At 44.7% G+C, this 20,716-nt stretch carries 21 protein-coding genes; 2 read left to right on the top strand and 19 right to left on the bottom strand.

Annotation, left to right across the window (positions count from 1 at the left end; all coding sequences use genetic code 11):
• Positions 1-101: 101 nt before the first annotated feature.
• The 12 genes from Xsto_RS14530 to trmJ all read right to left on the bottom strand — a co-directional run bounded on the left by Xsto_RS14530 (position 102) and on the right by trmJ (position 9,513).
• Positions 102-530 (bottom strand): enhanced serine sensitivity protein SseB C-terminal domain-containing protein, encoded by a 429-nt coding sequence (locus Xsto_RS14530; RefSeq protein ID WP_099125479.1) that lies wholly within the window; start codon positions 528-530, stop codon positions 102-104.
• A gap of 128 nt (positions 531-658) precedes the next feature.
• Positions 659-1,099 carry a GNAT family N-acetyltransferase gene (locus Xsto_RS14525; protein WP_099110588.1) on the bottom strand — a complete coding sequence of 147 codons (441 nt, stop codon included), beginning with the start codon at positions 1,097-1,099 and terminating at the stop codon, positions 659-661.
• A gap of 21 nt (positions 1,100-1,120) precedes the next feature.
• Entirely contained in the window at positions 1,121-2,446 is a 1,326-nt protein-coding gene (pepB, locus tag Xsto_RS14520; protein ID WP_099125478.1) for an aminopeptidase PepB, read from the bottom strand.
• 186 nt (positions 2,447-2,632) lie between these two features.
• A complete protein-coding gene (iscX, locus tag Xsto_RS14515; RefSeq protein ID WP_099125477.1) occupies positions 2,633-2,827 on the bottom strand; it encodes a Fe-S cluster assembly protein IscX in 195 nt (64 codons plus the stop codon).
• A 154-nt stretch (positions 2,828-2,981) separates the two neighbouring features.
• Positions 2,982-3,317, bottom strand: a complete 336-nt coding sequence (gene fdx, locus Xsto_RS14505) for an ISC system 2Fe-2S type ferredoxin (protein ID WP_099110592.1) — start codon at positions 3,315-3,317, stop codon at positions 2,982-2,984.
• A 2-nt stretch (positions 3,318-3,319) separates the two neighbouring features.
• Positions 3,320-5,167, bottom strand: a complete 1,848-nt coding sequence (hscA, locus tag Xsto_RS14500; protein WP_099125476.1) for a Fe-S protein assembly chaperone HscA — start codon at positions 5,165-5,167, stop codon at positions 3,320-3,322.
• A 127-nt stretch (positions 5,168-5,294) separates the two neighbouring features.
• Positions 5,295-5,816, bottom strand: a complete 522-nt coding sequence (gene hscB / locus Xsto_RS14495) for a co-chaperone HscB (RefSeq protein ID WP_099125475.1) — start codon at positions 5,814-5,816, stop codon at positions 5,295-5,297.
• A gap of 31 nt (positions 5,817-5,847) precedes the next feature.
• On the bottom strand, positions 5,848-6,171 hold the full coding sequence (iscA, locus tag Xsto_RS14490; protein WP_099110596.1) for an iron-sulfur cluster assembly protein IscA: 324 nt from the start codon (positions 6,169-6,171) through the stop codon (positions 5,848-5,850).
• Between the two features lie 260 nt (positions 6,172-6,431).
• Positions 6,432-6,818: a Fe-S cluster assembly scaffold IscU gene (iscU, locus tag Xsto_RS14485; RefSeq protein ID WP_099110598.1), complete on the bottom strand. Its 387-nt coding sequence runs from the start codon at positions 6,816-6,818 to the stop codon at positions 6,432-6,434.
• A 24-nt stretch (positions 6,819-6,842) separates the two neighbouring features.
• The gene (locus Xsto_RS14480; protein WP_099110599.1) at positions 6,843-8,057 is read right to left on the bottom strand and encodes an IscS subfamily cysteine desulfurase; all 1,215 of its coding nucleotides are present in this window, start codon (positions 8,055-8,057) and stop codon (positions 6,843-6,845) included.
• A 60-nt stretch (positions 8,058-8,117) separates the two neighbouring features.
• A complete protein-coding gene (gene iscR / locus Xsto_RS14475) occupies positions 8,118-8,612 on the bottom strand; it encodes a Fe-S cluster assembly transcriptional regulator IscR (protein WP_099121872.1) in 495 nt (164 codons plus the stop codon).
• Between the two features lie 139 nt (positions 8,613-8,751).
• Positions 8,752-9,513, bottom strand: coding sequence for a tRNA (cytosine(32)/uridine(32)-2'-O)-methyltransferase TrmJ (trmJ, locus tag Xsto_RS14470; protein ID WP_099110654.1), 762 nt, complete (start codon positions 9,511-9,513; stop codon positions 8,752-8,754).
• A gap of 125 nt (positions 9,514-9,638) precedes the next feature.
• Here trmJ and suhB point away from each other — a divergent pair, with 125 nt between their 5' ends.
• Positions 9,639-10,442 (top strand): inositol-1-monophosphatase, encoded by an 804-nt coding sequence (gene suhB, locus Xsto_RS14465; RefSeq protein ID WP_099110602.1) that lies wholly within the window; start codon positions 9,639-9,641, stop codon positions 10,440-10,442.
• A gap of 106 nt (positions 10,443-10,548) precedes the next feature.
• Here suhB and Xsto_RS14460 read toward each other — a convergent pair whose 3' ends face one another.
• Together Xsto_RS14460 and glyA are read right to left on the bottom strand one after the other, a co-directional pair.
• Complete coding sequence (locus tag Xsto_RS14460) at positions 10,549-11,775, bottom strand: 3-phenylpropionate MFS transporter (RefSeq protein ID WP_099125474.1); 1,227 nt, start codon at positions 11,773-11,775, stop codon at positions 10,549-10,551.
• 112 nt (positions 11,776-11,887) lie between these two features.
• Complete coding sequence (glyA, locus tag Xsto_RS14455; RefSeq protein WP_099110605.1) at positions 11,888-13,141, bottom strand: serine hydroxymethyltransferase; 1,254 nt, start codon at positions 13,139-13,141, stop codon at positions 11,888-11,890.
• 287 nt (positions 13,142-13,428) lie between these two features.
• On the opposite strand from glyA, the gene hmpA reads away from it, so the two are divergent.
• The gene (gene hmpA, locus Xsto_RS14445; protein WP_422646200.1) at positions 13,429-14,676 is read left to right on the top strand and encodes an NO-inducible flavohemoprotein; all 1,248 of its coding nucleotides are present in this window, start codon (positions 13,429-13,431) and stop codon (positions 14,674-14,676) included.
• Positions 14,677-14,732: 56 nt separating this feature from the next.
• Here hmpA and glnB read toward each other — a convergent pair whose 3' ends face one another.
• From glnB to Xsto_RS14420, 5 genes are all read right to left on the bottom strand, one after another.
• A complete protein-coding gene (glnB, locus tag Xsto_RS14440; RefSeq protein WP_086956068.1) occupies positions 14,733-15,071 on the bottom strand; it encodes a nitrogen regulatory protein P-II in 339 nt (112 codons plus the stop codon).
• 15 nt (positions 15,072-15,086) lie between these two features.
• Positions 15,087-16,709: an NAD+ synthase gene (locus Xsto_RS14435; RefSeq protein ID WP_099125472.1), complete on the bottom strand. Its 1,623-nt coding sequence runs from the start codon at positions 16,707-16,709 to the stop codon at positions 15,087-15,089.
• 107 nt (positions 16,710-16,816) lie between these two features.
• Positions 16,817-18,154, bottom strand: coding sequence for a two-component system response regulator GlrR (gene glrR / locus Xsto_RS14430; RefSeq protein WP_099110611.1), 1,338 nt, complete (start codon positions 18,152-18,154; stop codon positions 16,817-16,819).
• Positions 18,151-18,990: a two-component system QseEF-associated lipoprotein QseG gene (qseG, locus tag Xsto_RS14425; protein WP_099110612.1), complete on the bottom strand. Its 840-nt coding sequence runs from the start codon at positions 18,988-18,990 to the stop codon at positions 18,151-18,153. The genes glrR and qseG overlap by 4 nt, the downstream gene beginning before the upstream one ends.
• 32 nt (positions 18,991-19,022) lie before the next feature.
• Positions 19,023-20,462 (bottom strand): sensor histidine kinase, encoded by a 1,440-nt coding sequence (locus Xsto_RS14420; RefSeq protein ID WP_169926653.1) that lies wholly within the window; start codon positions 20,460-20,462, stop codon positions 19,023-19,025.
• Positions 20,463-20,716: the final 254 nt, after the last annotated feature.

The following is a 20,716-nucleotide window of genomic DNA, read 5'->3' as shown; positions in this document are numbered from 1 at the left end:
ATCCCCGGGAGCATAGATAACTATGTGACTGGGGTGAGTGAGCGTAGCCAACAAAGAGGCAACTTGAAAGACGAAGTGTATATCCCTGTGTTAAGTAATATTTATTGATTGAGTACAGGAATAGTCTCCCTCAGCCAACTGCCCAGTTTCCGTTGGTAGAAAGGCTGAGTATGTTGAATCAGGTAGTGGCTTATCCCGCCATCTTTTTCATCAAGCAGGCAAAAATCCACTGATTCATCTTCATTCAGGTGTTCACAAGCTGCCTCTCCAGCAGTCTGGATCAGTATATTAATGTCACCGTCTGCTTGTATCCCACTCAGCTCCAGACCAATTAACAGATTAGGGTTTTCGTCCTGCTCTTTATCGTGTGCCATCACCAGAAAAGCACGGCGTACGGGTTTATGCTGCTTAAATAAATTAATCAGGGCTTCAATAAGCTGGACTGGTTGTTCTTCTAGTTGGCTGAGAGTAATACGACTTCCACTCGGAACCTCAATTTCAGTGGCAACGGCTTCGTTTGACAAGCTCATGAAAATCTCCGAACAGTATATATGTTGATACAGATGTTAAAGGCAGAGTTATACCCAATAAAAAGCGCTAAATCATAGCCTCCCCATATGAGGAGGCCAGAAAACAGGAAAGCAGAAGTATTCAGATATCACAACAGTTTATACATAAATATTCTGGCATTTCCCGCCGGTTTACAGGCGACTTCACCAAAAGCCGTGTATCCGTGTTTGAGGTAAAATTCAGGTGCCTGAATGGACATCGTGTACAACGTCACAGCATGACAACCACGCTGGCGGGCTTTTTCCTCAGCTTTTCTGAGTAACACACTGCCCAGTCTCTGACTTCTGAGTTCATCAGGGAGGTAAAGATAGTTGATGAAAAGCATGCCAAGTGACGTTCGTCCGACCAAACCGCCAATCACTTCCCCATCGCTATCCCGGATATAAATATCCAGAGGCTGGTTACCCTGCTCGCCTGTCTGCCTGATATTCCATTGATCGAGTAATTCACTGACCCGTTCACGCGCATGTGGATCATTTTCGTCAGAATCCGTGATGTCAAAGTCGGGTAGCACAATGTCCTGATTCATTACATTTTCCTTCCTATGCACTTATTTTACTTTTGTCAGCAGTAAGTTGGCGATGGTGCGAACACCATAACCTGTTGCACCTGCCGACCATTGTTCAACCGCAGATGAACGATAGGTTGCTGAACAATCGATATGTACCCAGCCTTTTTTGTAATTCTCGACAAAATGAGACAGGAAAGCAGCGGCAGTACTTGCGCCAGCCGTGTGAGAAGGTGCAGCAATGTTATTCAAATCAGCAAAGTTGGATGGCAGCTGATTGCGGTGGAATTCAGCCAATGGCAGACGCCAGAATTGTTCATGCTCTGTATCCGCTGCAACCAATAAATCCGCCGCCAGTTGATCATCAAAACTGAAAACAGAGTGGTAATCGTTACCCACTGCCATTTTTGCAGCACCCGTCAATGTCGCTGCATCAATGATCAAAGGGGCATTTTCTGCACTGGCATCAATCAAACCGTCAGCCAGTACCAGACGGCCTTCTGCATCAGTATTCATGACTTCAACGGTTTTACCGTTACGATAGCGAATGATATCACCCAGTTTGAATGCATTCCCGCTGACCATATTATCAGCAATGCACAGGAACAGTTTTACACGCTGTTTCAGACCACGGCTGATTGCCAGTGCCAGCGCACCTGACAGAGTTGCTGAACCACCCATATCAGATTTCATGGCGCTCATCGAGTTAGATGGCTTCAGGCTATATCCGCCTGAATCGAAAGTAATACCTTTTCCGACTAAGCAGGCAAATACGGGTTCATTTTTGTTTGTTGTTGGGTTGAAATCCAGCTCCAGAAAAACAGGAACACGGGAAGAACCACGACCAACAGTATGGACACCAACATAGCCCTGCTCATATAACGCATCACCTTTTATGATGCGATAACTGATAGCATCTGGCGCTACATTGTTAATTAAATCGATAACACGCTGAGCAAGCTGCTCTGGCCCTAGTTCTTCGGCAGGCAGGTTGACGGTATCACGCACCCAGTCGATGAATTTAATTCGATGTTCGAGCTCCTGCTTTTCTTCGGCATTCAGTTGCGGCCATTCAATAGTGCGCAGTCCTTTTGGTGCCCGGAAACCGAGCCAAAATGCCCAGCTTTTTTCCAGATCCCAGCCTTCACCAGCCAAAGCAACATTATAGATACCTTGCCCATTAATTTTACGTCCGGCACGCTGGATCAACGCCAGTTCACTGTTTATGTCAGATTTCTCGCCTGACATATGGATCATCATTCCCTGATCATTTGAGCTAATTAGCGCCTTTTCACCCCAGCATGCTTTAGCTGGCTCATAAGACAGAGTTATCGGCATGATTTGCGCCGGTATAGCGTTTTTGGTCATTATCTTTCTCTCTTCTTATTTTTACTGTATTAGGATCATTATTCGAGCCATAAATGTAAAAAAACTGGCGGATGCCAGTTTTTCATTAAATACAGACTATGCCAAGTCATTGGACAAAAATTGGTGAGTCAGCACTGTTTTTCGCATTATTTGTTTGCGTAACATGACGTGTAAGCTTGATCTCTGTTATTCAAACTCATCTAACCAAACCAATAAAATGGCTTCTAATACTTTTTCGTTGGATTTTTCCGGGTTGTCATCAAAACCATCCAGTTCGCAAATCCATTGATGCATGTCGGTGAAACGCACTGTCTTAGGATCTAAATCCGGGAACTTATCATAAAGTGCTTCGCCTATTTCACGGCTGTCAGACCATTTCATTTTTTGTTCTCCTTATACACTTCGTCTTTCAAGTTGCCTCTTTGTTGGCTGCGCTCGCTCACCCCAGTCACATAGTTATCTATGCTCCTGGGGATTCACTCCTTTACCGCCGCAACGCATCTTGAAATCCATTGTGTATAACTTTATTTTAAACTCAGTGCTCACGCGCGTGGTTGATCGTGTATTTAGGAATTTCAACAACCAAATCCTCATCAGCAACTTTAGCCTGACAGCTCAAGCGACTTTCCGGCTCCAGTCCCCACGCTTTATCCAGCATGTCATCTTCCAGTTCCTCACTTTCTTCCAATGAGTCAAACCCTTCTCTGACGATACAGTGACAAGTGGTACATGCGCAGGATTTTTCACAGGCATGTTCAATTTCAATACCGTTTCGCAGTGCAACATCCAGAATTGATTCGCCTTCTTTAGCGTCCAATACTGCACCTTCAGGGCAAAGTTCGTTATGAGGTAAAAATACAATTTTAGGCATAATTAAATTTCATCCACAGAATGGCCCGCCAAAGCCCGGCGGATCGATGTGTCCATGCGACGCGCAGCAAATTCCTGCGTTTGCTTGTCCAATTGTTTAATTGCACTTTCGATCGCTTCAGGAGACGTTCCCTGAGCACTTTCAATTAATACTTGTACGGCAGCATCAATTGCAGTATGTTCTTCCTGACTGAGTAAATCAGCGTCTTTTTCCAGCGCACCGGTTAAGCTTTCCAGCACACGGGCTGCTTCTACTTTTTGCTCAGCCAATTTACGCGCCTGAATATCTTCCTGCGCATTACTCATTGAATCTTTGATCATTCGGGCGATTTCTTCATCAGACAGACCGTAAGAAGGTTTCACCTGAATAGAAGCTTCAACACCCGTTGATTTCTCCAGTGCACTGACACTCAGTAAACCATCAGCATCAACCTGGAAAGTCACGCGAATATGTGCGCCACCTGCCGGCAACGGAGGGATTCCCCGCAGCGTGAAACGAGCCAGAGAACGACAATCTGTCACCAACTCGCGTTCACCCTGAACAACGTGGATGCTCATTGCACTCTGTCCGTCTTTGAAAGTCGTAAATTCCTGAGCTCTTGCGACAGGAATAGTGGTGTTGCGCGGAATAACCTTTTCAACCAGCCCACCCATAGTTTCAAGGCCCAGTGACAGCGGAATAACATCCAGCAACAACATTTCGCTATCTGGCTTGTTACCTGCCAGAATATCCGCCTGTATTGCCGCACCAACCGCAACAACTTTGTCCGGATCGATTGAGGTCAGCGGTTCACGATCAAAAAATTCGCCTACCATGCTGCGCACCAGCGGAACTCTTGTTGAGCCTCCCACCATCACGACCTGCAATACTTCGTCAGCGGTCACACCAGCATCTTTCAATGCCCGACGGCAAGCCAATAAAGTCCGTTTAACCAGTGTCGTAATTAATTCATTGAATTCTGTGCGGGTAATATTGCCCTGCCAGTCAGCAAAATTAATTGAGACTGAATCTTCATCGCTCAATGCAATTTTAGTTTGTGTCGCAACATCCAGTAATTGACGCTGTAACCCGTGGTCAGTATCAGTAATCCCGGCCTGCTCACGGATCCAGTCTGCCAGCAGATGGTCAAAGTCATCACCACCCAGCGCAGTATCACCGCCCGTTGCTAATACTTCAAAAACACCACGGCTCAAACGCAGGATAGAAACGTCAAATGTTCCGCCGCCCAGATCATAAACAGCAATCACACCTTCCTGACCAGAATCAAGCCCGTAGGCAATCGCAGCCGCAGTAGGTTCATTCAGGAGGCGAAGGACATGCAAACCTGCTAAGCGAGCAGCATCTTTCGTGCCCTGACGCTGAGCGTCATCAAAATAAGCGGGAACGGTGATAACAACACCATCAAGTTTACCATCCAGTGTTTCTTCTGCCCGTTGAGCCAACGATTTCAATATGTCAGAAGAAACCTGAATAGGGTCAACCAAACCTGCCGCTGTATTAATTAACGGCAACCCATTTTCACTGGCCTGAAATTGATAAGGAAGATTCGGGTAACGCTGCTGAATATCAGCCAGAGAGCGCCCCATCATACGTTTGACAGAGCTTATCGTATTAACAGGATCAAAAGCCGCCTGTTGACGGGCCTGCCAGCCGATCTGAATTTCATCTTTGCAATATTGTACAACTGAAGGAAGCAAGTGACGGTTTTCACTATCTGCTAAGGTCTCAGCCTGACCACTGCGGACTGTCGCAACCAGGGAGTGTGTTGTACCAAGATCAATCCCCGCAGCCAGACGACGCTGGTGTGGTGCGGCAGATAAACCAGGTTCACTGATTTGTAATAAAGCCATGTGTGCCCCTATAAAAACCAATTATACCCGTCTTTCAAGCTGCCTCTTTGTCATTGGCCTCGATATAACTTGAAATTTCTCGGATATACTAAATCAGCCCCGCATTGTTCACTAAAACGCGATTCAGCTAAAAATCATCCAACAGCCGCTCTTCCAGCTGTTCGACCTGCTGTTGCAATTTATCCAGAAAGCGTAACTTACGGACAGTATCGGCTGCAATTGACCACTGTTCTGCATCCAGCTGCTGTTCCATCTGCTCACTACGAGTTTTAATCATTTTATTCAGGCGAGATGAAAAACCAGCCAATGCAGCATCCGGCTCGGCACTATGCTCAATAACATCAAGCTCTTCACGCAACTCTAACTGTTGCATCAGGAAAGCCGTATCCTGCATCGTGTGCTGTTCACTGGATAAGTTAAACCCTTGCTGAGATAGCATATATTCTGCACGTTTCAGGGGGTGTTTCAGAGTCTGGTAACCATCATTAATGGTTGCAGCCTGTTGAAGTGCCAGCGTTTTTTCACGCTCTGGCTGGTTGGCAAAACGATCAGGATGAAACTGACGCTGTAACTCCTGATAGCGGGTCGCTAATTGTTGGCGATCGATTGCATAACGCGCAGGCAACCCGAATAAAGTAAAGTAGTCCATAAGTTACTCTTGGTTTCGCAAAATACGGGGGTTAAACGTTAAAACTTTCCCCACAGCCGCATTCGCCGGAAACATTGGGGTTGTTGAATTTAAAGCCTTCATTCAGGCCTTCTTTGACAAAATCCAACTCAGTTCCATCAAGGTAAACAATGCTTTTACCGTCAACGATAACTTTCACGCCCTTATCTTCAAAAATCTGATCTTCATCATTAACTGTATCAGCAAATTCAAGTACATATGCCATACCAGAACAGCCGGAAGTTCTCACTCCCAGACGCAGACCAACACCTTTTCCACGATTATCAAGGAAAGCCAAAACACGCTGGGCTGCACTTTCTGTCAGGGAAATTGACATACAACACCTCACTTTTAAAACTATTAATTTTGAATACTATTATCTTTGAAGCTATCACCTTCAAAGCTGCCATCTTCAAAATCAGTAAAGGTGGATATTAAAACAATATCCACCAGAATTATATTTACCCGTCGTATTTCAAGTTGTCTCTTTGTTGGCTACACTCATTCACCCCAGTCACATAGTCATCTATGCTCCTAGGGATTCATTCTCTTGCCGCCTCGATACAACTCGAAATCCATAGGGTATATTTAGAAGAATTATTTGGCCTGACGCTTGCTCTTATAATCTGCAATCGCAGCTTTAATTGCATCTTCTGCCAGAATAGAACAGTGAATTTTCACTGGTGGCAGCTCCAGTTCATCGGCAATCTCAGTGTTTTTGATTGCTTCTGCCTGATCCAGTGATTTTCCTTTCATCCACTCTGTTACCAGAGAACTGGATGCAATCGCGGAGCCGCAGCCATAAGTTTTAAAACGTGCGTCTTCGATAATACCGTCATCGCTGACTTTAATTTGCAGTCTCATGACGTCACCACAAGCCGGCGCACCAACCATTCCACTACCCACTGAAGGATCTTCACTATCAAATGACCCTACATTGCGTGGATTCTCGTAGTGATCAATTACTTTTTCGCTGTAAGCCATGTCGTTACTCCTGAAACTGTCTGATTAATGATGAGACCATTCGATGGTGCTGAGATCCACTCCCTGCTTGAACATTTCCCACAATGGAGAAAGATCACGCAGATGACCAATCGCGTTATGAATCAACTTGATTGCATAGTCTATTTCTTCTTCTGTGGTAAAACGCCCCAAAGAGAAACGAATAGAACTGTGTGCCAGCTCATCATTCATGCCCAGTGCGCGCAGAACATAGGAAGGCTCCAGGCTCGCAGAAGTACATGCTGAACCGGAAGAAACCGCTAAGTCTTTCAGTGACATCATCAATGATTCACCTTCAACATAATTGAAGCTGACATTCAGAATGTGTGGCGCACCCAGTTCCAAATCACCGTTCAGGTAAACTTCTTCAATATCTTTGATACCGTTCCATAAACGCAGACGTAAACCACGCAGACGTTCTGACTCGGCTTGCAGTTCTTCTTTTGCAATGCGGTAGGCTTCGCCCATGCCGACGATCTGGTGAACAGGCAGTGTACCGGAACGCATACCACGTTCATGACCGCCGCCGTGCTGCTGTGCTTCAATACGGATACGAGGTTTGCGACGAACATACAGACCGCCGATACCCATCGGGCCATAAATCTTATGAGCCGAGAAAGACATCAGGTCAACTTTCAGTTTGCTGAGGTCAATAGGCAGTTTTCCGACACTCTGAGTCGCATCAACGTGGAAAATGATGCCACGACTGCGGCACATATCACCGATGGTCACGATGTCCTGAACAATACCAATTTCGTTGTTGACGTGCATGATAGAAACCAGAATCGTATCGTCACGCATTGTGGCTTCCAGCTCTTTCAGATCGATCATGCCGTTGCTCATTGGTGAAAGGTAAGTCACTTCAAAACCTTCACGCTCCAACTGACGACAAGTATCCAAAACAGCTTTATGTTCAGTTTTACTGGTAATAATGTGCTTGCCTTTTTTCTGATAGAATTTCGCTGCACCCTTAATACCGAGGTTATCTGACTCTGTTGCACCTGAAGTAAAGACGATTTCACGCGGGTCGGCACCGATAAGATCAGCAATCTGGTTACGCGCAATATCAACCGCTTCTTCAGCCTGCCAGCCAAAACGGTGTGACCGGGAAGCAGGGTTACCGAAAACCCCGTCCATAGTCAGATAATTCATCATCTTTTCAGCAACACGAGGGTCAACCGGCGTTGTTGCTGAATAGTCCAAATAAATGGGTAATTTCATTGCTCACATGCTCCGTAAGACACTTTTAATACATTTGTTTGCCGCTTATTTACCACTAATTTAAGCACGCAGGTTAACGTTAATCATTTCTTGAACCCGGCCATTAGCTGTACGGCGCTTATCGCTGTCTTGACGATCAGCAACGTCTAAAACTTCTTGGTTGTTCACTAATTCTTCTAAACTGATGCTGTTCAGGAAGCTCGTAATGCGCTCGCTAAGATCACGCCATAATGTATGAGTCAGACAGCGATCACCACCCTGACAGCCTTCCCTGCCCTGACAGCGAGTTGCATCTACGGATTCATCAACAGCAGAAATTACTTCGGCAACGAAAATCTTACCGGCATCTCTGCCCAGCAGATAACCGCCACCCGGACCACGGACGCTAGAAACCAGACCATTCTTACGTAGGCGAGAAAACAACTGCTCAAGATAGGAAAGGGAAATTCCCTGACGTTCAGATATGTCAGCTAGTGGCACCGGCCCTTCTTGTGAATGCAATGCCACATCTAACATGGCAGTTACCGCATAACGTCCTTTTGATGTCAGTCTCATAACAAAAACTCCATGGTGAAATATGGGTCAAATTGTGGCATTCCTGAGCGTTTTAGTCAACTATTTAACCTAGTAATTTACTCAACTATTATTTAGTTGTCTTTCATCCTGTTACCGCTCACAAGCCCCATTTCTGATCCTATTTCCGACCGGATTCAGACGATTTATTAGCCCATTTTTCCATAGAAGTCAGAATGCCACGCAGGATATTTAACTCCTGAGTTTCCGGACGGGCACGGGTATAAAGACGCCGTAATCTGTTCATTATTTGCCCAGGGTGCGCTTTGCGAATAAAGCCGGAATGACTTAATACCTGTTCAAGATGCTGGTAAAAACGCTCCATATCTTCAACAGGCGGGTATTCCGCTTCATGCTCTGTCGCATCCGCTTTTTCCTGTTTTTCCTGAGCAGTAAGAGCAAGATACGCCATTCGGATCTCATAACTGACCAACTGAACAGCCATAGCCAGATTCAGCGAACCATATTCCGGGTTAGTAGGAATATAAAGATGGTAGTGACACTTCTGGAGTTCTTCGTTAGTCAGACCCACACGTTCACGACCGAAAACGATAGCTACCGGTGAGTTCTGAACAGCGCTGACACAGCGTTCACCACACTCCCGCGGTTCCACCATTGGCCAGGAAAGTGTACGGGAACGGGCACTGGTTCCGATAACCAATTCACACCCGGACAGTGCTTCATCCAGCGAATCCACAATCGTTGCATTACCAATGACATCACTGGCACCTGCGGAAAGTGCGATTGCATGAGAATCAGGCAAAACAAGCGGATTGACCAGATACAGATTGGTTAACCCCATGGTTTTCATAGCTCTGGCAGTTGAACCCATGTTGCCCGTGTGGGAAGTTTCTACCAGGATAATGCGGATGTTCTCTAACATGACGGCTTTTAATTTCAGTATAAGAGCCGAATATCTTAACACAGCATTAGTCATTTTGACGAACTACTGCTATACTGCGCGCCGATTTGTTTCCCGTTCTTTAAAATTCTGGTGGAAGATACCCCATGCATCCGATGCTAAATATCGCTATACGCGCTGCTCGTAAGGCCGGCAACCACATTGCCAAAAGCTATGAAACTCCTGACGCTGTTGAAGCAAGCCAAAAAGGCAGTAACGATTTTGTCACTAACGTTGATCGTGATGCAGAAAGCATGATTATTGACATTATCCGCAAGTCCTACCCTAAGCATACTATTATCACTGAAGAAACTGGTGAACACTTAGGTGAAGATAGCGATGTCCAATGGGTAATCGATCCACTGGATGGCACCACCAACTTTATCAAACGTCTCCCTCATTTCGCTGTTTCCATTGCTGTGCGCATCAAAGGCCGCACCGAAGTTGCTGTGGTTTACGATCCCATGCGTAACGAACTGTTCACTGCTACCCGCGGTCAGGGTGCACAGCTGAATGGCTATCGCCTGCGTGGTGCGAACGCCCGTGATCTGGATGGCACTATCATTGCTACCGGTTTCCCATTCAAAGCTAAACAACACGCTATCCCTTATATGAACGTATTGGGTAAATTATTTGAACGCTGCGCAGATTTCCGTCGCACCGGTTCCGCAGCACTGGATATGGCTTATGTTGCTGCCGGCCGTGTTGATGGTTATTTCGAGATTGGCCTGAAACCATGGGATTTCATGGGTGGTGAACTGCTGGTACGTGAATCCGGCTGTATCGTGACTGACTTCGTTGGTGGTCACAACTACATCAGTTCCGGTAATATCGTTGCAGGCAGCCCACGTATTGTTAAAGATATGCTGTCTGAAATGCGTGAAGAATTGACTGAAGCACTGAAACGTTAATTAAAAAATAATTATCTGAGCAATGTTATTTACAGGGCACCAAAACGATAGGTGCCCTTTTTACTTAGTTTTTATTAATTTATTGTTTCTTATTTATAATTTAATTTCACACCGAATGAATTTGACCTTCAGCTTTAGGCCGTAAGAAAATCGCCGGTAATGCGACCAGTGCCATCACCCAGTAAATACCGCCACCCATATGTTCATACAGGAAACCGCCTACCGCACTCATAACAGCGATGCCGCCTCCCATTGCTAACGCAGAGTAGACTGACTGTAAGCGAATCACTTCATTTTCTTTTCTGGCACCGATAAAACGCATCGCCGCTAAATGGCAGACAGTGAAAGTCCCACAGTGCAGGATTTGAATAATAATCAGCACGGGTAGTTCCGTGAATGCTCCCATTAATCCCCAGCGAATCACCCCACAAATAGCAGAAAGTAGCAGAAGACTGCGAGCGCTCCAGCGGCGGAATAGCTGTTTGCTGAAGGTAAAAATAACAACTTCAGCTACTACACCCAGTGACCAGAGATAACCGATAGTTGATGAAGAATAACCGGCTTTTTCCCAATAAATGGAACCAAAGCTGTAATAACCAGCATGAGCGGCCTGTAATAGCGTGACACATAATAAAAACTGCCACACTGATTTTTCGGATAATAACTTTTTGAATGATATTGTATTGGCGTTTTCTACCTTGATTTTACCCGCAGGCATAATAGACGGTTTCAGCATCATACCTGACAGCATAATGGCAACACTGATAATCAGAGAAGCAAGGATAATCTGGTGATGACCAAATAAATTACCACCAATCCAGTCATTGAGTTTATCAAAGGAAATACTGACATTTGATCCAAACTCAATACCGGAGGAAGAGAGTAATATACCGGTTAAAGAAGAACTGATAATAAAGGCAATCGATCCCCACACACGCACTTTGCCATAATCAAAAGTAAACTGCTTTTGCCATGTACCCGCTAAAGCATCTGATAAAGGGACTAACGGCGAAAAAAACAGGTTAAACCCTATCATTACAAGGCAAATCCAAGCCCAGTGGCTGCCAAAAGAAAAACTGACCGCAAAGATCAAAGCCAGAAAAGATAATAATCTTAACGCTGTAATTAATTTGGCAGGATCTTTAACGGTAGGAGAAATAATGAGACTGCCAACAAAACGGGAAACCAAACCAATGCCTAATATTATGCCAATCATGGAAGGAGTAATGCCTTCTCCCTGTAACCAGACTGACCAGAATGGTAAAAAGATCCCAAAAGAAAAGAAATAGGTGAAATAGCCTAATCCCAGCCAAAATGTTGATGGAACAACCATCCTTTGCCCCCGTGTTTAATGCAAAAGTTTAATGCAAAAAAACCCGCTCAAAACTAATGAGACGGGCTTATTAACTATTTATTCAGTATTTATACTCAATAATTATTCTAAGTTATGCGTAGACCGGATATTTTGCGCAGATTGCCAATACTTTCTGTTTAACGCTTTCAATCACCGTTTCATCATTGATGTTATCCAGCACATCACATATCCAGCCAGCCAGTTCACTGGTTTCTGCTTCTTTGAAACCACGACGGGTAATTGCCGGGGTACCAATACGAATACCAGAAGTGACAAATGGGCTACGAGGATCATTAGGTACGCTGTTTTTATTGACGGTAATGTTGGCACGACCTAATGCTGCATCAGCTTCTTTACCCGTAATATCTTTATCCACCAGATCCAACAGGAACAAATGGTTTTCAGTGCTGCCGGAAACAATGTTGTAACCACGCTGTAAAAACACATCTACCATGACTTTCGCATTCTTAGCGACTTGTTGCTGATACGTTTTGAATTCCGGTTCCATGGCTTCTTTCAGCGCAACCGCTTTACCTGCAATAACATGCATCAACGGGCCACCCTGACCACCAGGGAAAACAGCAGAGTTCAGTTTTTTATACAGCTCTTCATCCCCACCTTTTGCCAGAATCAGACCACCGCGTGGGCCTGCCAGTGTTTTGTGGGTTGTCGTTGTCACAACATGAGCATGAGGAACCGGGTTTGGATAAACACCTGCGGCAATCAGGCCGGCAACGTGAGCCATATCAACAAAAAGGTATGCACCGATTTCATCAGCAATTTCACGCATTTTTGCCCAGTCAACCACTCCAGAGTAGGCAGAGAAGCCACCGATGATCATTTTAGGCTGATGTTTCAGTGCCTGATTACGGATATCGTCGTAATCAATTTTTCCATTTTCATCAATACCATAGGGAACAACATTATAAAGTTTCCCAGAGAAGTTGACCGGAGAACCGTGAGTCAGGTGCCCACCGTGTGCCAGATTCATCCCTAAAACAGTGTCACCGGGTTGCAACAGCGTCATATATACCGCCATATTCGCCTGAGAACCTGAATGCGGCTGGACATTAGCATAATCTGCGCCAAACAGCTCTTTTGCTCTGTCAATTGCCAGTTGTTCAACTATATCAACGTACTCACAGCCACCATAGTAGCGTTTACCCGGATAACCTTCCGCATACTTATTAGTCAGCTGAGAGCCTTGAGCCTGCATAACTCTTGGACTGGTGTAGTTTTCAGAAGCAATCAGTTCAATGTGTTCTTCCTGACGACGAACCTCCTGCTCCATCGCCTGCCACAGTTCGGGATCATAATTCGCAATATTCATTTCACGCTTTAGCATTTGGTTCTCCTGACTCAGCTACATCTTTGAAAAATACCCCTGAGGGCCAGAATGTGACACAGTGTAAACTCTTTTTATCAAATGAGATAGTCTTGACAGGACATTTTACGCAAACGATTGCTTTAAGACCTACCGCCCTATAGCCCATAATGTTTTTTATCCGTCCGGGATTTATCATTGATCTTTGTGATTCCTGTCAAATATTGTTGTTTCACAAATCCTGCGATTTTGATTTAAGTCAAAATAATTTCTGCTTTTTACTTTAAGCTCTTTCACTGAATAATAAGTTGCATTTAAAATGCAACTTATCAATTGAGCATGATTTAAAAATTCAGGAGATCATGATGTTAGACAGTCAAACTATCGCAACTATAAAATCCACTATTCCGCTGATTGTTTCTACCGGGCCAAAATTAACTGCTCATTTTTATGAACGCATGTTCAGTCATAACCCTGAATTACAGAATATCTTTAATATGAGCCACCAGAGTAACGGTGATCAGCGTCAGGCTCTTTTCAATGCCCTGTGTGCTTATGCGGCTAATATCGATAACTTATCTGCTCTGTTACCGGCGGTAGAAAAGATTGCTCACAAACATGCAAGCCTGAATATTCAGCCGGAACACTACCAAATTGTGGGAACTCATCTATTAGCAACAATTGATGAAATGTTTCATCCGGCAGAAGAAGTGCTGGATGCCTGGGGAAAAGCCTACGACGTATTAGCCGGTGTTTTTATCAATCGTGAAGAAGAAATTTATCAGAGTGGTGAACTTTCGGCGGGAGGATGGCGTGGTCTGCGTCAGTTTCGTGTCAGCCGGAAACAACCGCAAAGCGATATTATTACCAGTTTTGAATTTGTGCCTGTCGATGGAGGTAAAGTCTTAGATTATAAACCGGGGCAATACTTGAGTATTTATCTGGAAGATCCTGCTTTTGAGCATCGTGAAATTCGTCAGTATTCATTAACTGCCGCACCAAATGAAACTCACTATCAAATCGCCATTAAAAGGGAATCTCATGGTAGGGTATCCAGCTATATGCACGATAAAGTACAGGAAGGGGATACTGTATTACTGTCCGCACCGCGAGGCGATTTCTTCCTTGATATCCAGCCTGATACTCCTGTTACGCTGATCTCTGCCGGTGTCGGCCTGACTCCGATGATGAGTATGCTGCAATATCTGCATAAACAACAACATCCTAGTACCGTCAATTGGTTTCACGCAGCAGAACATGGTGGTTATCATGCCTTCTCAGAAAAAGTAAAGGCGATTGCCGAATCCATGCCTAATATCAATTATCAGGTCTGGTATCGCGAACCCAGAAATGAAGATAATTACGGCGCAGATTACCAACAGACAGGGTTAATGGAGCTGACTTCGGTAAAAGATGAAATAAATGTAGAAGGAATGCAGTTTTATCTCTGTGGGCCGGTCGCTTTCATGCAATATATCGCCGCTCAGCTTCTGAAAATGGACATCCATGAACAACATATCCATTACGAATGTTTTGGCCCGCATAAAGTCATTTAAATCAGCATCGTCATCTGGAACCCCGCCCTCATGGCGGGGAATGAGACTCTTAGAGATTAAATTGCTTCTTCGTCCTGTTCACCAGTACGAATACGTACAACACGAGCAACATCGAACACAAAAATCTTGCCATCACCAATCTTACCGGTTTGGGCAGTCTGCATAATAGTATCGACACAGGTATCAACAATATCATCCGGTACGATAATCTCTATTTTGACTTTGGGCAGAAAATCCACCATATATTCTGCACCACGATACAGTTCGGTATGTCCTTTCTGGCGGCCAAATCCCTTCACTTCTGTTACCGTCATACCTGTGATACCGACTTCAGCCAGAGCTTCACGCACATCATCGAGCTTGAAAGGTTTGATAATTGCATCAATCTTTTTCATGAAGTATTCCTGTTATTACCAGTTCTTACGCCCGAAACCAGACGTAATCGGATAGCGCCTGTCTTTACCAAAATCACGCTGTGTAATACGCGGGCCAATCGGAGCCTGACGACGTTTATACTCATTGATGTCCACCAACCGGATCACCTTACGGACAATCGTTTCGTCAAAACCTTCTGCTACCAGATCAGCCACGGATTTATCTTTTTCTACATATCCCTCAAGGATAGCATCCAGCATGTCATACGGAGGCAGGCTGTCCTGATCGAGCTGATCGGGAGCCAGTTCCGCAGATGGCGGACGATCGATAACACGCTGAGGAATAGCAGGAGATAATGTATTACGATATGTGGACAATGCAAATACCATAGTTTTTGGCACATCTTTCAAAGCGTTGAAGCCACCAGCCATATCGCCATATAAAGTGGAATAGCCTACCGCTGATTCACTTTTGTTACTGGTTGTCAGTACCAGACGGCGGCGCTTGTTTGACATTGCCATCAGAATGACAGCCCGGCAACGAGCCTGTAAGTTTTCTTCTGTCGTGTCTTTTTCTGTACCGGCAAACATCGGCTCCAACTGCGCCATAAATGCGTCAAACATTGGTTCGATAGAGACAATATCAAATTCAACACCGAGCAATTCAGCCTGTTCTCTGGCATCATGAATACTCATTTCAGAGGTATAGCGGAATGGCATCATCACCGCCTGTACATGCTCTTTACCCAAAGCATCCACCGCGATCGCCAGTGTCAGGCCGGAATCAATTCCTCCGGATAATCCAAGTAACGCACCTTTAAAACCATTTTTCTGTACATAATCCCGCACAGAAAGAACTAAGGCTTTATAAATTTGCCCCAGTGGCGGCAATGGAGGGATAGGATTTGCCATCGGCTCAATTGTCATATCACTCAAACGACACTGCTCGACCTGCTCTTCAAAAGCTGCCATGCGGTGTGTGATTTCACCATTCATATCAAAGACTTTTGAACAACCATCAAAAATCAGTTGATCCTGTCCGCCAACCTGATTCAGATAGATGATTGGCAAATGGATACGCTGGCAGTGTGATTTGATAAGCGCACTGCGGATATTTGGTTTTTCGTGATTATAAGGAGAAGCATTCATTGATAGGATAATATCGGCTCCGGCCTGTTTCAAAGCATCAACCGGAGCATCAAACCATAGGTCTTCACAAATCAACAAACCCAAGTTATACCCTTTAAAGGGTATAACACAATTTCGCTCGCCCGCATCGAAATAGCGTTCTTCATCAAAAACGCCATAATTAGGCAGTTGTTGCTTGAAATAACGCGCAACGGTTTCACCTTTCCAGAACAGCGAAAGTGCGTTGTATATTTTTCCGTCCTGTTGCCACGGGTGACCAACTAAAATACCAACCTGAGAGCTTGCCTCTTGTAAGCGTACTAACTGTTCGCGGCAACGCTGATGGAAATCAGAACGGAACAGTAGATCCTCTGGGAAATAGCCCGACAGTGATAATTCAGAGAACATGACGAGATCAGCGCCTTTTTCCTGCTGTTCCTGTACTGTATGCAACATACGCTCGCTGTTGCCTTCGATATCCCCTACCAGCCAGTTTAATTGGGCAAGGGCAATATTAAGAGTACGACTCATAGAATGCGGCTCTCCTGGGCCATTATTCACTTCTCTGTCTGGTTCAGACAGTTCAATACGGCTTTAAAAACGTTTCAATTATTTATGGGATTTAAATTACAGGAAGGTTATTCCTTAAAATCATTGGCATCCAGTTCATGGCGAGCCAATAATTTATAAAATTCTGTTCGGTTACGCCCTGCTACACGGGCGGCGTGAGTGACATTACCTTTAGTCATTTGTAGTAATTTACGTAAGTAATTCAGTTCAAACTGGCTACGCGCCTCGACAAATGTCGGTAATGCCGTGTTTTCACCTTCCAATGCCTGCATGACTAAGGCATCACTGATCACCGGGGCAGTTGTCAGGGCCACGCATTGTTCAATAACATTGACCAACTGGCGAACATTCCCCGGCCAGCTTGCTGCCATCAGACATTTCATCGCATTGGTGGAGAAACTGCGCACAAAAGGCTTATGGCGTTTAGCTGATTCCCGCAGCAAATGGTTTGCCAGTAAAGGAATATCTTCGGCACGTTCATTCAGGGTAGGGATTTTCAGGTTGACCACATTCAATCGATAATAGAGATCTTCGCGGAATTCATTGCGCTGCATCGCCTTTGGCAAATCACGGTGAGTTGCCGAAATAATCCTGACATCAATATCTAAATCACGATTACTCCCCAGAGGGCGGATCTTACGCTCCTGTAATACCCTCAATAGCTTAACCTGAAGCGCCAGTGGCATATCGCCGATTTCATCAAGAAACAGCGTTCCTCCCTGAGCCGCCAGAAAAAGCCCTTCCCGGCTACTGACTGCTCCGGTAAATGCGCCTTTCGCATGGCCGAACAGTTCAGATTCCAGCAGTTGTTCAGGTAAGGCACCACAGTTAATCGCAATAAAGGGTTTCTTTGCCCGGGGGCTTGCACGATGAATAGCCTGAGCCAACACTTCTTTACCGGTTCCGCTGTGTCCGTTAATCAAAACGCTGACATCAGACTGTGCCACCATTTTTGCCTGCTCCAGCAAACGTAGCATCAGAGGGCTGCGGGTGACAATTTGCTCACTCCATTTACCATCTATGGCAGGTGTTGATAATTCCAGAGCATCATCAATGGCTTTATAAAGTGCATCACGATCAACAGGTTTAGTCAGAAAACTAAATACGCCCTGCTGTGTTGCGGCAACAGCATCGGGAATAGAACCATGAGCAGTGAGAATAATCACCGGCATACCCGGATGCTGTTTTTGAATTTCAGCAAATAAGGCCATGCCATCCATCTCATCCATGCGTAAGTCACTGATGACCAAATCTACTTTTTCTTTTAATAGGATGCGTAATGCTTCATGCCCACTTTCCACTGTCGTGACACGAAATCCCTCACTGATCAGACGCATTCCCAATAATTTCAGCAAGCTTGGATCATCATCAACCAGAAGGAGATGAGCAGGATTGCGTGCGGTCATTGTACTTCAGCTCCTTTTTCTTCTGAAAAATTATCTTCTGTCTTTGTTTCCGATTTTCTTTCCGGGTGGGATTCGTTGATTTTATTACCGCTTTCATCAACAGGGTGTTCTGTTTCAACTGACGCCGAAGAGCCATTCTGGCTTTGCTTGCGGGATGAAAGCTGACGTTCAATATCGGTCAGATTTTCTAACTTACGGGATATTGAATGTAATTCATATTCCAGCCGAGTTCGTGCCTCTTTCAGCCGATCAATTTTGTTATCACTATCTGATTGTAATCGCTGATATTTTGTTTTTTGCTCTGCCAGACTAATTTTTAAATATTGTTGGTCACGCCATAGTTGTAATAATGGCTGCAACGAAGGCGGAAATTGTGTGCTATATCGATTCAGGTTTTCTATGATACTGCGCCGTTCAGCAACTGAAGGTATCGAGTGGTTGATAAGAATACTCTGTTTGAAAACCTGTGACCAATCATCTGCCATGAACTGCTTGACCTTGTCACGGGCTTCCGTTGGAGACAGTTTCTCTGTGCAGTCGATCAGTCTTAGCCAGTAAAGGCTATTTTCCATTGCAGCTGTTTTTGTGATATTCCATATCACATCACACGCTTTGGGGTGATAATCGATGACACGCTGCTCCGGCATAATGGCTTCAGAAATTTTTGTCAACTCACCAGAAGCGGAATTTGAAACACACCCTGTCAGTAAATAGGGAACAAACAGTAACATCATAGTACGGAAACACCGGGACACAGCCCGTTCAGATAAATGCGGCATTACCGCTTTTTTTTTCACTGTCCGAGTCACAATATTCTGCTGCTCCGTCTTCATCATAAAGTGGTGAGTAAACCTGTTGTGCATATTATTTAATCATTCTCTGCGGTTAACGGCAGTTCAATCCGGAAACATACATCAGCAAAGTCGGATTCTATCAGATGAAGTTCTCCCCCCATCCGTTTAATACAATCCTGCGCAATACTCAAACCAAGACCACTTCCTTTGACCGCACCTTTGCGTTGAAGTTTTCCTTGATAAAATGGTTCGAAAATCATGCTTTTCTCTAACTCAGGGATAGGTGTTCCCGTATTGGCAATATCGATCTGAATATTTTTATCCACTTGCCGACCGGAAATCCAAATGTTACCGGATTCAGCGCCATAGTGCACTGCATTGGAGTAGAGATTATCAATAACTCTCATTAATAATTTAGGTTCAGCCCAACAATCATCAGTATCCAATTGAATTTCTGTATGAATATTTTTTGTCCGCGCAGGTAATTGATGTGACAAGACAACGCTGTCAATTATCTCTTTTAACGACACAACCTGTTGTTCGGCAGGGGCATCGACAATTTTACGATTATATTCGAGTAATTGTTCGATAAGTTGCTGTAAATGTTTACTGCTACTGTCCAGAATGGTGACCACTTCTTTTTGATCTGTAGTCAACGGCCCGGCAATTTCATCCGCCAACAATTCCGTCCCTTCACGCATACTGGCGAGAGGCGTTTTCAGTTCGTGGGAGATATGGCGTAAAAATTCGTGGCGCTGAGATTCAAGCCAGGACAGGCGTTCACTTAGCCAAATAATCCGCAATGCTAGTGAGCGTAACTCTCTGGGGCCCTTGAAGGATTCAATTTTGTTTTCAAGTGCCTGCCCTGCACCTAACCGATTAATCATGCGCTCAATGCCTTTGACCGGTCCAATAATCATTCGTGTAAACAGGGCAATTAAAAACGCACTTAACAGAAATAAGATTAAACTTTGCCAGCCAAAAAACTGTCCCTTATCCGCAATTTCTTTTTGTAATTGCTCACCACGGATAAAGATGATATTGCGTGTTTCCTGTACTAACTGATTATTCGCATTTGAGAATTGTTCAAGTAATTTAGCTGCGGCAGCCTCTGGCACACTGTTGCGACAAGTAATCTTATTCAACCCGGACAGGAGCTGATTAAACTTATCCTTATACTCTTTATTGGCCAGCATCGCCATCTGATTATTCAGCATCGTTGTGTACTGCTGATATTGGCGTTGATAGAGTTTTTCCAGCCGGACATCCCCCAGAACACAATACTGGCGATAGCTACGTTCCATTTCGAGGGCGACACCAATCATAGCTTCACTGCGTCGGGCATCAGATAAGGTTGTGCGGTTAATTTCTGCCGCCTGAGTACTCAGTTGGTCTAGGCTTTGATATGCCTGATATGCCAGAACTAATAGCGGTAATAACACCAGCCAGAAAGCCATTACAACTAATTGACGCAATGATCGGGGAAATAAACGCCTTTTTTTCAGAGAAATCATCTTAAAACCTGCAATTACGTTGATGCTAACCGATATAAGGTGGTAGAAAGCCAGCCAGATGATGGATTTTATCGCCGTTTTTCAGAAAAAATAGTTTTAGAAAAAAATAGTCTCAAATAATGGGTTATAACAAATGGGCTGGCAAGAACAAGAATAATGCAGGCGGATATATCAACACGATGGGCAAAATGAATCAGCAATAATGACGGCGGGATAGTATTTTTTCTACTATCCCGCCAGCGAGGAGCCTATAA

Origin of the sequence: Xenorhabdus stockiae (genome assembly GCF_002632825.1) — a bacterium.
Taxonomy (GTDB): Bacteria; Pseudomonadota; Gammaproteobacteria; order Enterobacterales; family Enterobacteriaceae; genus Xenorhabdus; species Xenorhabdus stockiae.
Note: the sequence above shows the minus strand (reverse complement) of the source record. Positions and strands in the feature narration are given on the sequence as shown.

Coding starts and splice junctions, on each gene's coding strand:
- Xsto_RS14530 (WP_099125479.1), bottom strand. CDS start 530: ATGAGCTTGTCAAACGAAGCCGTTGCCACTGAAATTGAGGTTCCGAGT.
- Xsto_RS14525 (WP_099110588.1), bottom strand. CDS start 1,099: ATGAATCAGGACATTGTGCTACCCGACTTTGACATCACGGATTCTGAC.
- pepB (WP_099125478.1), bottom strand. CDS start 2,446: ATGACCAAAAACGCTATACCGGCGCAAATCATGCCGATAACTCTGTCT.
- iscX (WP_099125477.1), bottom strand. CDS start 2,827: ATGAAATGGTCTGACAGCCGTGAAATAGGCGAAGCACTTTATGATAAG.
- fdx (WP_099110592.1), bottom strand. CDS start 3,317: ATGCCTAAAATTGTATTTTTACCTCATAACGAACTTTGCCCTGAAGGT.
- hscA (WP_099125476.1), bottom strand. CDS start 5,167: ATGGCTTTATTACAAATCAGTGAACCTGGTTTATCTGCCGCACCACAC.
- hscB (WP_099125475.1), bottom strand. CDS start 5,816: ATGGACTACTTTACTTTATTCGGGTTGCCTGCGCGTTATGCAATCGAT.
- iscA (WP_099110596.1), bottom strand. CDS start 6,171: ATGTCAATTTCCCTGACAGAAAGTGCAGCCCAGCGTGTTTTGGCTTTC.
- iscU (WP_099110598.1), bottom strand. CDS start 6,818: ATGGCTTACAGCGAAAAAGTAATTGATCACTACGAGAATCCACGCAAT.
- Xsto_RS14480 (WP_099110599.1), bottom strand. CDS start 8,057: ATGAAATTACCCATTTATTTGGACTATTCAGCAACAACGCCGGTTGAC.
- iscR (WP_099121872.1), bottom strand. CDS start 8,612: ATGAGACTGACATCAAAAGGACGTTATGCGGTAACTGCCATGTTAGAT.
- trmJ (WP_099110654.1), bottom strand. CDS start 9,513: ATGTTAGAGAACATCCGCATTATCCTGGTAGAAACTTCCCACACGGGC.
- suhB (WP_099110602.1), top strand. CDS start 9,639: ATGCATCCGATGCTAAATATCGCTATACGCGCTGCTCGTAAGGCCGGC.
- Xsto_RS14460 (WP_099125474.1), bottom strand. CDS start 11,775: ATGGTTGTTCCATCAACATTTTGGCTGGGATTAGGCTATTTCACCTAT.
- glyA (WP_099110605.1), bottom strand. CDS start 13,141: ATGCTAAAGCGTGAAATGAATATTGCGAATTATGATCCCGAACTGTGG.
- glnB (WP_086956068.1), bottom strand. CDS start 15,071: ATGAAAAAGATTGATGCAATTATCAAACCTTTCAAGCTCGATGATGTG.
- Xsto_RS14435 (WP_099125472.1), bottom strand. CDS start 16,709: ATGAGTCGTACTCTTAATATTGCCCTTGCCCAATTAAACTGGCTGGTA.
- glrR (WP_099110611.1), bottom strand. CDS start 18,154: ATGACCGCACGCAATCCTGCTCATCTCCTTCTGGTTGATGATGATCCA.
- qseG (WP_099110612.1), bottom strand. CDS start 18,990: ATGATGAAGACGGAGCAGCAGAATATTGTGACTCGGACAGTGAAAAAA.
- Xsto_RS14420 (WP_169926653.1), bottom strand. CDS start 20,462: ATGATTTCTCTGAAAAAAAGGCGTTTATTTCCCCGATCATTGCGTCAA.